Annotated in this window: 13 protein-coding genes; 2 read left to right on the forward strand and 11 right to left on the reverse strand. The window is 74.0% G+C overall.

The genetic code is table 11. The features are described 5' to 3' along the window. Positions 1–134: 134 nt before the first annotated feature. The 4 genes from ACIBMZ_RS29370 to ACIBMZ_RS29385 are packed head-to-tail and all read right to left on the reverse strand — an operon-like array spanning position 135 to position 3,921. On the reverse strand, positions 135–386 hold the full coding sequence (locus tag ACIBMZ_RS29370) for an acyl carrier protein (protein WP_396699370.1): 252 nt from the start codon (positions 384–386) through the stop codon (positions 135–137). A 30-nt stretch (positions 387–416) separates the two neighbouring features. Beyond that, on the reverse strand, positions 417–1,628 hold the full coding sequence (locus ACIBMZ_RS29375; RefSeq protein ID WP_396699372.1) for a ketosynthase chain-length factor: 1,212 nt from the start codon (positions 1,626–1,628) through the stop codon (positions 417–419). Continuing rightward, entirely contained in the window at positions 1,625–2,893 is a 1,269-nt protein-coding gene (locus tag ACIBMZ_RS29380; RefSeq protein ID WP_396699374.1) for a beta-ketoacyl-[acyl-carrier-protein] synthase family protein, read from the reverse strand. Before ACIBMZ_RS29380 ends, ACIBMZ_RS29375 begins: the two co-directional genes overlap by 4 nt. A gap of 23 nt (positions 2,894–2,916) precedes the next feature. After that, entirely contained in the window at positions 2,917–3,921 is a 1,005-nt protein-coding gene (locus ACIBMZ_RS29385; protein WP_396699376.1) for an acyltransferase domain-containing protein, read from the reverse strand. Positions 3,922–4,181: 260 nt separating this feature from the next. Here ACIBMZ_RS29385 and ACIBMZ_RS29390 point away from each other — a divergent pair, with 260 nt between their 5' ends. After that, complete coding sequence (locus tag ACIBMZ_RS29390; RefSeq protein WP_396699378.1) at positions 4,182–5,213, forward strand: ketoacyl-ACP synthase III family protein; 1,032 nt, start codon at positions 4,182–4,184, stop codon at positions 5,211–5,213. A gap of 13 nt (positions 5,214–5,226) precedes the next feature. Here the strand turns inward: ACIBMZ_RS29390 and ACIBMZ_RS29395 are convergent, their stop codons facing one another. From ACIBMZ_RS29395 to ACIBMZ_RS29425, 7 genes are all read right to left on the reverse strand, one after another. Then, the gene (locus tag ACIBMZ_RS29395) at positions 5,227–6,153 is read right to left on the reverse strand and encodes an ABC transporter substrate-binding protein (protein WP_396699380.1); all 927 of its coding nucleotides are present in this window, start codon (positions 6,151–6,153) and stop codon (positions 5,227–5,229) included. Between the two features lie 10 nt (positions 6,154–6,163). Next, positions 6,164–6,949, reverse strand: a complete 786-nt coding sequence (locus tag ACIBMZ_RS29400) for an amino acid ABC transporter ATP-binding protein (protein ID WP_396699459.1) — start codon at positions 6,947–6,949, stop codon at positions 6,164–6,166. 8 nt (positions 6,950–6,957) lie between these two features. After that, positions 6,958–7,875: an amino acid ABC transporter permease gene (locus ACIBMZ_RS29405; RefSeq protein WP_396699382.1), complete on the reverse strand. Its 918-nt coding sequence runs from the start codon at positions 7,873–7,875 to the stop codon at positions 6,958–6,960. Between the two features lie 8 nt (positions 7,876–7,883). Beyond that, positions 7,884–8,936 carry an LLM class flavin-dependent oxidoreductase gene (locus ACIBMZ_RS29410; protein WP_396699384.1) on the reverse strand — a complete coding sequence of 351 codons (1,053 nt, stop codon included), beginning with the start codon at positions 8,934–8,936 and terminating at the stop codon, positions 7,884–7,886. After that, complete coding sequence (locus ACIBMZ_RS29415; RefSeq protein ID WP_396699386.1) at positions 8,933–9,466, reverse strand: flavin reductase family protein; 534 nt, start codon at positions 9,464–9,466, stop codon at positions 8,933–8,935. Before ACIBMZ_RS29415 ends, ACIBMZ_RS29410 begins: the two co-directional genes overlap by 4 nt. Positions 9,467–9,531: 65 nt before the next feature. Beyond that, complete coding sequence (locus tag ACIBMZ_RS29420) at positions 9,532–10,605, reverse strand: phosphotransferase family protein (protein WP_396699388.1); 1,074 nt, start codon at positions 10,603–10,605, stop codon at positions 9,532–9,534. Between the two features lie 14 nt (positions 10,606–10,619). Beyond that, a complete protein-coding gene (locus tag ACIBMZ_RS29425; RefSeq protein ID WP_396699390.1) occupies positions 10,620–11,474 on the reverse strand; it encodes a BTAD domain-containing putative transcriptional regulator in 855 nt (284 codons plus the stop codon). 95 nt (positions 11,475–11,569) lie between these two features. Here ACIBMZ_RS29425 and ACIBMZ_RS29430 point away from each other — a divergent pair, with 95 nt between their 5' ends. Next, positions 11,570–12,481 carry an MBL fold metallo-hydrolase gene (locus tag ACIBMZ_RS29430; RefSeq protein ID WP_396699392.1) on the forward strand — a complete coding sequence of 304 codons (912 nt, stop codon included), beginning with the start codon at positions 11,570–11,572 and terminating at the stop codon, positions 12,479–12,481. Positions 12,482–12,558 lie beyond the last annotated feature (77 nt).

Below are 12,558 nucleotides of genomic sequence, written 5' to 3' on the forward strand. Positions count from 1 at the left end.
TGCGTGGGGGCGGGCATCCCGCCGAGGGGGGGGGCGCAGGGGCTGGGGGGGTGCCGCTGGGGAAACACCCCCCGCGGGGCGGGGGGGGGGGGCCCCCCCCCCGGCCGCGCCCCCCCCCCCCCCCCCCCCGCTGCTCAGACCCGGTTGACGTAGTCCAGCAGCGATCGTGGCGTGTCGCAGCTCTCGACCACCTCGTCCGGCAGCGTCACGGCGTACTCGCGGGAGATCCGGGAGACGGTCTCCAGCAGGGCGAGCGAGTCGAAACCCAGGTCGACGAAGGGGGTGTCCAGGATCTCGCGGTCCAGGTCGACGGAATCGTCCTCGCCGGCCGACGCGCGCAGGATGCGGCGCAGATCGTCGAGGTGGAGCGGCTGGTCGGCGGTCATGATCGTCCTTTCGGGTCGGGTCGGTCCGGGTCACGAGGCGACGCGGCGGAGCACGGCGGCGGCGTTGAAGCCGCCCCGGCCCCGGGCCACCACCAGCACGTGGTGCAGTGGCAGCGACCGGGGCTCGCCGGTGACCAGGTCGATCGGGCAGTCGGGAGCGGGGGCGTCGACGCCGACGGTGTGCGGCGCGACGCCGTCGCGGATGGCGAGCAGCGCGGTGGCGAGGTCCAGAGCGGCGGCGCCGGCCTGGAGCCGGCCGACCGTGCTCTTGGGCGCGGTGACCGGCACCCGCCGTGGCCCGAACACCTCCGCCAGGTCGGTCGCCTCGGTCCGGTCGGCCGCGCGGTCCCCGGCGCCGTCGGCGAAGACCAGGTCCACGTCGTCGGGGGTGATGCCGGCGTCGCGCAACGCGCCGGTGATCGCGCGGCGCAGCCCGGTCGCGGGCACACCGGCCGGGTCGAACGTCGCGACGTAGCCGGCCAGTTCGCCGTAGACCCGGGCACCCCGGGCCCGCGCGGAGTCCGCGTCCTCCAGCACCAGGTGTGCGCCCCCCTCGCCGGGCACGGCACCGTCGGCGTCCGAGTCGAACGGCAGGTACGCCCGTCGCGGGTCGGTACGGCTGCTGAACCCGCCGGTGCTGAGCCAACCGGCGAGGCCGAGCGGGCACAGTGCGCCGTCGACGCCGCCGGTGAGCACCACCGGAGTGCCCCGACGGATCTGCCGTCGCGCGTGCCCGATCGCGTCGAGCCCGCCCGCGTGGTCGGTCACCAGGGCGGCTCCCGGGCCGCGCAGGTTGTGCCGGATCGAGATCTGTCCCGAGTTGACCGCGTAGAACCAGGCGAAGGACTGGTAGGCGCTGACGTGGCTGCCGCCCTTGCTCCAGAGGTTCTCCAGTTCCCGCTGCCCGAACTCGAAGCCGCCCATCGAGGAGGCGGTGGCCACGCCGACGTCGTACCGGACGCCCTCGACCGCCGGCACCCCGGCGTCGCTCAGGGCCTGCTCGGCCGCGTACAGGCTGAGTCGGGTCATCCGGTCGGTCTGGGGTAGCAGCCGTCCCGGCAGGTGCTCCTCGGCGACGAAGTCGGGCACCTCACCGGCGACCCGCAGCGGGTAGCCGGTGGCGTCGAAGCGGGTGATCGACCGGATGCCGCTGCGCCCCTGCACGGTGGCCTGCCAGTACGCCTCCACGTCGAGACCGGTGGGCGCGGCCACGCCGAGTCCGGTCACGACCGGGGCGCTCACGCCGCCCGCCGATCGGGCCGGGCCAGCACCACCGCGCTCTGGAAGCCGCCGAATCCACTGCCGACGCTCAACACCGTGTCGGTGCGGTGTTCGCGGGCGACGTTCGGCACGTAGTCGAGGTCGCACTCGGGGTCGGGTACGTGCAGGTTGGCCGTGGGCGGCACCAGGTGGTGCTCCATCGCCAGGGCGCAGGCCACCAGCTCCAGCGCACCGATCGCGCCGAGCGAGTGCCCGATCATGGACTTGATCGAGCTGACCGGCACGCGGTAGGCGTGCTCGCCGAGGCTGCGTTTGAAGGCCGCCGTCTCGTGCCGGTCGTTCTGCTTGGTGCTGGACCCGTGGGCGTTGACGTAGTCGACCTGCTCGGGTGCCAGGTGCGCCTCGGCCAGCGCCACCCGGATCGCCTCGGCCATCTCCACGCCGTCGGCGCGCAGCCCGGTCATGTGGTAGCCGTTGCAGCGGCTGCCGAAGCCGGCGACCTCGGCGTACACCGGGGCGCCTCGGCGGCGGGCGTGCTCCAGTTCCTCCAGGACCAGCACCCCGGCCCCTTCGCCGAGCACCAGGCCGTTGCGGGTCGAGTCGAAGGGGCGCGACGCGTGCTCCGGATCGTCGTTGCGCGGGCTGGTGGCCTTGATCGCGTCGAAGCAGGCCAGGGTGATCGGTGAGATCGGCGCGTCGGTACCGCCGGTGACCACCACGTCGGCGCTGCCCTCGCGGATCAGTTCGGCGCCGTGCCCGACCGCGTCGAGGCCGGAGGTGCAGCCGTCGGAGACCAGGGCGACCGGGCCCTGCGCGCCGACGACGTGTGCCACCTCCGCGGCCACCGCGCTGGGCACGAACCAGTCGTAGAGCTGCGGTACCGCGTACGTCGGGTCGACCAGCCAGGACCGGCCGCCGTCGCTGAGCACGACGTACTCCCGCTCCATGCTGGTGGTGCAGCCGACCGCGCAGCCCAGCGACACCGCGACCCGGTGACCCTCCTCGCCCGGCAGGTCGAGGCCGCTGTCCGCGACCGCCTCCCGGGCGGCGACCACGGCGAACTGGGTGGCCCGGTCCATCCGCCGGGCCTCCTGTGGACTGAGCCCGGCCTCGACCGGGTCGAAGTCGCACTCGGCGGCGATCCGGGAGCGGTAGGGCGACGGGTCGAAGGCGGTGATGCCCCGGGTTGCGGTGCGGCCTGAGGAGAGCAGGTCCCAGAACTGCTTGACGTTGCTACCACCCGGGGCGACGGCCCCGAGTCCGGTGACGACCACGCGACGGCTCATGGTCCGACGGTCGCAGCGGGTGCTCAAGCGACGGTCGAGCCCTCCTGGAAACGGACGCCGTCCACGGCGGTCCGGGCCGTGGCGACGGCGACCAGGTCCGCGTCGCGGCTGCCGGCGTGCGTCGGGAGCACCGCCAGCGCCGTGCAGCGGCCCTGCCGCACCGCCGGGTGCCGACGGGCCAGCGCGGTCAGTCCGTGCGGCGCACCGGCCTCCACGAGCACCTGCGGCTCCGTGGCCAGCAGGGCGTCCAGCGCCGCGCCGAACCGGACCGGTGCGGCCGGTTGGGCGGCCCAGTAGGCCGGGTCGGTGGCCACCTCGGCGGTCATCCGGCGGCCGGTGTAGCAGGAGAACAGCGGCAGGCGCGGCGGACGCAGCGGCAGGGTGCGCAGCAGTGGCTCGGCACGCGCGGCGGCGACGGCCAGTGCGGGGCTGTGGAACGCGGTGGTCGACCGGGCCCGACGGCAGGTCACGGCGGCGGCGCGCAGCCGCTGCTCGACATCGGTCAGGGGTGCCTCCGGGCCGGCGAGCAGCAGTTGTCCCGGCCCGTTGACCGCGCCGACGACCACCCCGTCACCGAGGTACGGCCGCACCTGCTCGGGGGTGGCCGCCACGGCGAGCATGCCGCCGGGCGGGGCGTCGGCGAGGTGCCCGAGCCGGTCGCGGAGCACGCGTACCGCGTCGGACAGGCTCAGCACGTCGGCGAGGGTCGCCGCCACCACCTCGCCGACGCTGTGGCCGAGCAGGGCCACCGGCTCCGGGCCGTCGTCGAGCAGTGTCCGCCCGAGCCCCCAGCCGATCGCGAACAACAGCGGCTGCGCGCGGCGCAGGTCGTCCAGGGGTACGGCCGGGCGCGCGGCGAGCCAGTCGGCGCGGATCGCGTCACCCTCCGGGCCCCAGAGCGCGAACACCTCGTCGACGTGGCGGCGGAAGCCCGGGTGTCCGTGGTAGAGGCCCACCGCCATGCCGGATCGTTGGGCGCCCTGCCCGGGGAAGAGCAGGGCCACGCGTCGGGTCGTGGGTGCAGACATGCCCCGACCGTCGCACCTGCCCCTTGAGGGCGACTGAAGCCGTACCCGCTCGACGGGTTCTCGAGTCCCGGCCGAGCACGGCGCGCGACCGTGGCGGTACGCGACGGCGGTGCCGAGGCGAACCCCGGCGCTCCGCGCCATCGCCCGCCCCACGACCGGCCGGCGATCCGCCGCCGGACCGACGCCACGAGCGACGTTCCGGCGGCGGTGGACGCCCGGAGCCCGTCGCGAATCCGGCGATCCGAGGGAGCGGCAGACAGATGCGATTCGACGGTGTTCGGGTGGCCGGCGTGGCCGCGTACGTGCCGGGGCGGACGCGGGTGCGCGACGCGGTAGCCGACGGCCGGTGCAGTCAGCGGCTCGCGACGCAGACCGGCCTCGACGCGGTGAGCGTGTCGAGCGATGAGTCCGGGCCGGAGCTGGCGGTACGCGCCGCCGAGCTGGCCGTCAAACGCTCCGGGCACACCCCGGACGAGGTGGCGCTGCTGCTGCACGCCACCGTCTACCACCAGGGACACGACGTGTGGGCGCCGGCGTCGTACATCCAGCGGATGGTGCTCGGCAACCGCTGTCCGGCGCTGGAGGTGCGGCAGCTCTCCAACGGTGGACTCGCCGCCCTCGATCTCGCGGCGGCGTACCTCACCGCCGCGCCGCGACGGGCTGCGGCGCTGCTCACCACCGGGGACCGCTTCTGCCCACCGGGCTTCGACAGGTGGAACAGCGATCCCGGCACGGTCTACGGCGACGCCGGTACGGCGCTGGTGCTCTCCCGACACGCCGGGTTCGCGCGCCTGCTGAGTCTGGTGACGGTCTCCGAGTCGGACCTGGAGGGTCTGCACCGGGGCGACGACCCGTTCGGCGCGGCGCCGCTGGCCCAGCGGCAGCCGGTGGACCTGGACGCGGTCAAGAAGGCGTTCGTCGCCCGGACCGGGGTGTCGTACAGCATCAGTCGGGTGGTGGCCGGCCAGTCGGAGGCGGTGGACCGGGCGCTCGCCGAGGCGGGGCTGACCTTCGCCGACGTGGACCGGTTCGTGTTGCCGCACTTCGGGTTGCGGCGGCTCACCTCCTCGTACCTGCGACCGTGGCAGTTGGATCGGGCCGTCACCACCTGGGCCTGGGCCAGCACGGTCGGGCACCTGGGGGCCGGCGACCAGTTCAGCGGGCTCGCGCACCTGGTGGAGAGTGGAACGCTGCGCCCCGGCGAGCGGGTGCTGCTCGCCGGGGTCGGAGCGGGATACACGTGGACCTGTGCGGTGCTGGAGATCGACGAGGTGCCCGGGTGGGCGGGGTGAGCGGCGCTACGCCTCAGGCCGCCGCCGGGTTCACCGTGGACCGTTCGACCCCGCTGGCCTCCAGGTGCCACTTGGTCAGGATCCGGCGGTACGTACCGTCGGCGATCAGCCGGTCCACCGCGGCCCGCAGCGGTTCGGCGAGACCGGCGCCCTTGCTGGTGGCCAGGCCGACGTCACGGCGGCCGAGTTCGCCGACGAAGCGCAGCCCGGGCTGCTGGCTCGCGGCGTAGCGCAGCACGCTGGAGGTGCTGACCAGGATGTCGACGTGTCCCTCCCGCAGGGCCAGGAAGTGCGCAGCGGCGTCGCTGTAGGTGCTGATCTTGTACGGCTTGCCGGCGTCGACGCACACCCGCTCCCGCTGGCGCAGGTCCTGCTCGAAGGTGCTGCCCACGCCGGTGCCGATGGTCAGCCCGCAGAGCTGCGACACGTCGGTGACCTCGCGCAACGAGCTGTCGTCGCGGACCATGAAACCGGTGCCGTCGGTGAGGTAGACGGTGAAGTCCAGCACCTTCTTGCGTTCCTCGGTGACCGCGAAGTTGGCGGTGCCGACGTCGAACCGGCCGGCGGTCAGCCCGGTCAGCAGCGACGCGCCGCTGACCTGCTCGCGGCTGACGGTCAGGCCGAGGACCCGGGCGGCGGCGTCGGCGATGTCGATGTCGACGCCGCGCGGCGGGCCACCGTCCTGAGGGTGGAAGGCGATCGGCGGGGTACCCACCGCCGAGCCGACGGTCAACCGACCGCGCTCGCGGATCTCGGCCGGCAGCAGCGCCGCGATGTCCGGTGCGGCCTGCACCTGCGACACCACGTCCTGGGCGCCGAGGTCGGCGGGCGCCTCCCCACCGGTGGGGGCCGGCGCGGCGTGGACGCATCCGGTCAGCAGGCCGAGCACGGCGGTCGCCGTCACGGCGACCATCCAGCGGGTGTGACGCGACGAATACACATTGTCTCCTTCAACGGTTGAGGATGGTGGCGAAGAACCGCGCGGTGCGCTCCTCGCGAGGGCGGTCGAGCATCGTGGCGGGTGGCCCCTGCTCGACGATGCGACCGCGGTCCATGAAGACGATCTCGTCGGCGACCTCGGCGGCGAAGCGCAGCTCGTGGGTGACGATCAGCATCGTCATGCCGCCCGACGCGAGGTCGCGGACCACCGAGAGCACCTCGCCGATGAGTTCCGGATCCAGCGCGCTGGTCGGCTCGTCGAAGAGCATCACCTTGGGACGCAGCGCCAGGGCCCGGGCGATGGCGACGCGCTGCTGCTCGCCGCCGGACAGCTCGCGCGGGTAGGAGCGTTCCTTGTGCGCCAGGCCGACCCGGTCCAGCAGCTCGCGGGCGCGGGCGAGGGCCGCGTCGCGGGGCAGCCGCTGCACCGCGATGGGTGCCTCCACGAGGTTCTGGACGACGGTCAGGTGCGGGAACAGGTTCAGCGCCTGGAACACCATCCCGACCTCGGTGCGGTGCCGGGCCAGCAGCCGTGGCGACGCCTCGACCAGTCGGCCGCGCCGCAGCACCTGGCCGACCGGTCGGCCGTCGACCAGGACCATGCCGGCGTCGGCGCGTTCCAGACGGTTGACGCAGCGCAGCAGGGTGCTCTTGCCCGAGCCGGACGGGCCGACGACGCAGGTGACGGTCCCCCGGTCGACGGTGAGGTCCACCCCGTCGAGCACGGTGGTGGCGCCGAACGCCTTGCGGACGCCGACGAGCTGCACCATCGGCCGGAGCGGGTCGTCGTCGTGCATCGTGGTGCTCACCGTTCCGCTCCCTCGGCGAGGGCCCGCAGGCGGGCGCGCAGGGGCAGGCCGTTCCGGCCGCTGCCGCGTCCGAAGTAGCGTTCGAGGAGGTACTGGAGTCCGCTGAGGATGGTGGTGAACAGCAGATACCACAGCGTCGCCACCAGCAGCAGCGGGATCACCAGGTAGTTGCGGTTGTAGATCAGTTGGACCGAGAAGAGCAGATCCTGTCCGGCGATCACGCTCACCACCGAGGTGCCCTTGAGCAGCGCGGCGGCCTGGTTCGCCGAGGGCGGCACGATGGCGCGCATCGCCGGTGGCAGCACGATGCGCCACAACGTCCGGGTCCGCGACAGCCCCAGCGCCTGGGCCGCCTCGGTCTGCGACTTGTCCACCGACAGCAGGCCGGCGCGCACGATCTCGCTGGCGTGCGCCGCCTCGTGCAGCGTCAGCCCGATGACCGCGGCGAGGAAGCCGTTGATCAGACCTCGGGTCTGCACGTCCAGCAGGGTCGGACCGAACGGCACCTCGACGGTGATGCGGGGGTAGAGCAGCGAGATGTTGTACCAGAACAGGAGCTGCACCAGGATCGGCACGGACCGGAACAGCCAGGTGTACCCCCAACTCACCGACTGCAGCAGCAGGCTGCCGGAGAGCCGCATGACCGCCAGCAGCGTACCCAGGGCGAAGCCGCCGACCAGGGCGATCGCGGTGAGCAGGAGAGTGATCCGGAGCCCGTCGAGGATGACGTCGGCGGTGAGGTACTGCGCCACCACGTCCCACTGGAGTGCGGGATTGCGCGCCAGGTTCTGCAACACGAGCAGCAGCACCACCAGGCCGGCCAGTGCGGCCACCCGGCGGCTGCGCCGGTACGCCGGTGGGGCGGGCGGGGCGGTGAGGTAGGTGTCGGTCGGTACGACCGTGCGGGTGGTCACCGGTGCCGTCAGAACCGGGGCAGCACGTGCGAGGCGAACAACCGCAGGGAGCGGGCGGCCTGCTCGTACGGGACGTTGCCGGACACCACCTGGAGGCTCAGCGTCACGTCGCCGAACCACTCGCGGATGTTCTCCACCGCCGCGATCACCTGCTCCGGTGAGCCGACGAGGGCCTTGCCGGCGGCGACCTGCCGGTCGAAGTCGCCCTTGCCGACCCGCTCCACGATCTTCTCGTAACCCGGGTAGTCGGTGCTGCGGGTGTGCGCCCAGGCCGACACCGCGTCGGCGAGCGTCCGGTGGGACTGCTCGGAGTAGCCGCGCCCGAGCCTGCGCGCCTCGTCGGGATCCTCGGCCAGGAACGCGTTGTAGCTCATGTGGACGTCCTCGTCGGTCGGGGTGAAGCCGTTCGCCACCGCGGCCTTGCGGTACAGCGCCAGCACGTCCTGCACCTGCTCCCGCGAGTTGATCGAGGGCACCAGCATCACGCCGTGGCCGTTGCGGCCGGCGGCCTCGGCCGACTCCGGTGACTTGGCGGTGGCCACCAGGATCCGGGGGTGCGGCTGTTGCACCGGCCGGGGCAGCAGGGTGACCGGGCCGAACCGGTGGAAACTGCCCTCCCACACCGCGTTCTCGGTGGTCCACAGCAGCGTGCAGGCGGCCACCCCCTCGTCGAAGCGGGCCCGGCTCTCGTCCAGCGGTATCCCGAACGCGTGGAACTCGTCGGGCAGGAACGCCCGGCCGAAGCCGACGTCGAGCCGACCACCGGAGATGCCGTCGAGCATCGCGAGCTTGCCGGCGAGCTTGACCGGGTGGGTGAAGGCGGGCAGCACCGCGCCGGTGACCAGGCGTATGCGCTGGGTCCGGGCGGCCGCGGCGGCGAGGAAGGTGACCGGGTCCGGGCTGTAGCCGCCGTACGGGGAGAAGTAGTGCTCGACGGTCTTGACGTGGTGGAAGCCCAACTCGTCGGCCAGCTCCGCCAGCCGCAGGCTCTCGGAGAAGTACTGCCCGGCCGGTTTGTCCTGCGGGCCGACGGTCGGGAACAGGTTGATGCCGAACTTCATGCCAGCTCCCTCGGGTTCGGACGGGCCACGACCGGTGCGACCGTGGCGGCGTCGGACCAGGCGCGGTACGTCCCGCGCCGGTACAGCAGTGGGGCGTGCCCGGTCACCGTGACCGCCTCGACCAGGCCGACGACCACGGTGTGGTCGCCGAGCGGCACCGCGTGCCGCACCGTGCACTCGGCGTGGGCGGCGGACGCGTCGTCGAGCCGTGGTGCGCCCCGGGCCCCCGGCGAACCCGTCCAGGGCACGTCGGTGAACTTGTCCACGCCGCTGCCGGCGAAGCGGGCGGCGAGATCGCGCCGGTGCCCGGCGAGGTAGTTGACCGTGAAGGCGCCGCTGCGCAGGATCCGGGGCAGGGTGCGGGACCGTTCGTCCAGGCAGACCAGCAGCAGCGGCGGGTCCAGCGACACCTCGCACACCGCGCTGGTGGTCAGTCCGGCCGGTTCGTCGCCGTCCAGGGTGGTCACCACCGCCACGACGCCGGGTACCGTGCCGAACAGCGCCCGGAACGTGGACGCGTCGACCGCCATGCGTACCCCTCCCACCCGCCGTGCTGCGCGGCCGGCCCGCGCTCCGCCGACACTGGCGGTCCTCGCTAGAGGCCAGGTACACCGGCGCTGGAGAGATCGACACCGACCTCCGCGAGGCGACGGCGCAGCAGGGTGGTCGCGTTGCGGTGCAGCGGGAAGTCCGACCCCGGCGGCACGACGCCGCCTGCCTCCAGCAGCCGCACCACCCGGGCGGTGACGACGCAGAACCGGAACGCCGCATCGACCTCGTGGTACGCCAGGTGTTCCAGCGGGCGGCCGAGCAGCCGGGCGTAGTACGCCACCGTCTCGGCGCGGGTCGGCAGGCCGGGCAGGCGCGCGGCGCCGATGCCGGCGCTCAGGAAGCGGTCCATGTGCAGGAACCAGGCCAGGTCGCTCTCGGGGCGGCCGACGTCGGCCATCTCCCAGTCGAGCAGGGCGGCGGGCCGGTCCCCGGCGAACACGATGTTGCCCAGTCGGGCGTCGCCCCACAGCGGTGCGGGCGCGGTCGGTGCCGGTGGCCGGTGGGCGCGCAGCCACGCCAACGCCGCCGCGACGGCCGGGTTGCCGTCGGCACCGAAGTGGTCCAGGTGTCCGGCGTAGAACTCCAGGTCACCGGTGGGTGCGGCGGTGACCGGCAGGGTCGCCGGGTCGAGGCGGTGCAGGCGGCTCATCGCGGCGAGCGCCCGCCACCACACCGCCCGCTGCCGCGCGGGCGTCGCGTCGGCGAGCCAGCCCTGCCGGTGGTACGACGGCAGGTCCGCCGGCACGTCGCCGACGACGCGGGCCATCACCACGAACGGCGCGCCCAGCGGCTGCGGGTCGGGTTCGTGGCCGAGCACCGGCGCCACCGGCACGGCCGTGTCGGCGAGCGCCACCTGCACGGCGACCTGTTCCCGCCACCGCAGGTCGGGGAAGATGCGATGCCCGGTCGGTGCGACCCGTACCGCGAGCGGCACGGTGCGCTCCCGGCCGTGCTCACGCCACCTGGCGTCGCAGAGCAGGATCTCGGCGGAGAAGCCGGCGGTGGGTGGCACGGTCACCGGCCCCACCACCACGTCGCGGGCGGGCAGGGTGTCCCGCAGCCACTGCGCGAGCCGGGTACGGGTCAGTTCGGGGTCACGCTGCACGGGTATCGGCACGGGGCCGCCTCCGATCAGGATGTGCCAGCGGGTGGCGTGGGAACGAGGAAGGGCCGCCGCCCGGCGTCGAGCGCGGCGAGCGCGTCCAGGCTGAGCACCGGCGCGGCGGGCGGCGGCGGTTCGAGCCATGCCGCGCCGGTGCGGACGGCCTGGTGGAGTCGCCGCAGCGGCTCCGAGGGTGGGACACCGAGGTCGCGGCCAAGCGCGGCGGCGAGTCGTTCGTAGACCCGAATCGCGTCGGCCTGCCGACCGCTGCGGTGCAACGCGGTGATCAGGCTCGCGTGGATCGGCTCGCTGAGCGGATGGCGGCCGGCCAGGGCGGTGGCCGTGGGCACCACCTGCCGGTGTCGGCCGCAGCGCAGCTCCGCCTCCAGGTACCGCTCGACCAGCAACAGCCGCCACTGGTCGAGGTGACCGGCGATCTGCTGGGCGACGGGGCCGGTGCGGACGTCGGCCAGCACCGCGCCGCGCCACAGCGCGAGCGCCTGCCGCCACGACCGGGCGGCCCGGGTCGGGTCGCCGGCCGCGGCCCGTTCCTCGCCCTCCCGCACCCGCGCGCGGACCACACCGAGGTCGGTGTCGAGCGGGTCGACCCGCAGCCGGTAGCCGCGCTCACAGGTGACCACCCGCGCCGGCACGTCCGCGTCAACCAGGACCCGGCGCAGGTGCATGACGTACGTCTGGAGGGTGGTCGCCGCGCTGCGCGGCGGATGGTCGTGCCACAGCTCCCGCATGCAGGTGGCGGCCGGCACCACCTCGTCGGCCCGCAGCACCAGCAGACCGAGCAACTGACGTTGCTTGGGCGCGGTGGGGCCGGCGTCCCCGCCGGGGCCACCGACCCGCAGGCCACCCAGGACGTCGATGGTCATCGCCGGGCCTCCCGGTCGAGACGGCGGCTCCAGCCGGAACCGAGCCCGGTTGGGCTCACTGGGGGCGGTGACCCCGCCGTGGAACCGGGGGTGAGATGACGGCCAGGCCAGAGGCCACGCTGGTGCCGGTGGCACCGGACGTGTACGCGTACGTCCAGCGGCCGGGCGGCTGGTGTGTCGGCAACGCGGGCATCGTCGTCGGCACCGACCGCGTCGTGGTGGTGGACACCGCCGCCACCCGGGACCGGGCCGAGGCGTTGCTCGCGCAGGTACGCCGGGTCGCGCCGGGCCGTGCGCAGGTGGTGGTGAACACCCACCACCACGGTGACCACGTCTTCGGCAACTGCGTCTTCCCGGCCGACGCCGAGATCGTGGCGCACGAGCAGGCACGCGCCGAGATGGCGCGGACCGGGCTGGCCATGCGCGAGCTGTGGCCCGACGTGGACTGGTCCGGGATCCGGCTGCGGCTGCCCGGCGTCACGCTGCGCGAGCAGCTCACGCTGGACCCGGGCGGGGTACGCGTCGAGCTGATGCACCTGGGTCCCGCGCACACCACCAACGACGTGGTGGTGTGGCTGCCGCAACGGCGGGTCCTGTTCGCCGGGGACGTCGTCTTCTCCGGACGCACGCCCTTCGTGCTGATGGGGTCGGTGACCGGTTCGCTGGACGCGCTGGCAAGGATCCGGGCGCTCCGGCCGCGCGTGGTGGTGTCCGGGCACGGTGAGGTGAGCGGGCCGGAGGTCCTCGACGCCACCGAGGCGTACCTGCACTGGTTGCGGGGGCTGGCCCGACAGGGCGTCGCCGACCGGCTGCCCGCGCTGGCGGCGGCCCGGGGCGCCACCGGCCATCCGTTCGCCCACCTGCCGGAGGCGGAGCGGCTCGTCGCCAACCTGCACCGGGCGTACGCGGAGGAACGCGGCGAGGCACCCGGGGCGTACCTGTCGTCGCGGCCGGTCGTCCGGGACATGGTCCACCTGCACGGCGGCCCGCTCGTCACGTCGGTGTAGCGGTGGGCGGCGACGGCCGGTGCGCGGCACCGGCCACGACACGGCCGGACCGGTGGTCCGGCAGACGCGGAAGGGAG

Source organism: Micromonospora sp. NPDC049900 (assembly GCF_044461025.1).
In the GTDB taxonomy this organism is placed as follows: domain Bacteria; phylum Actinomycetota; class Actinomycetes; order Mycobacteriales; family Micromonosporaceae; genus Micromonospora.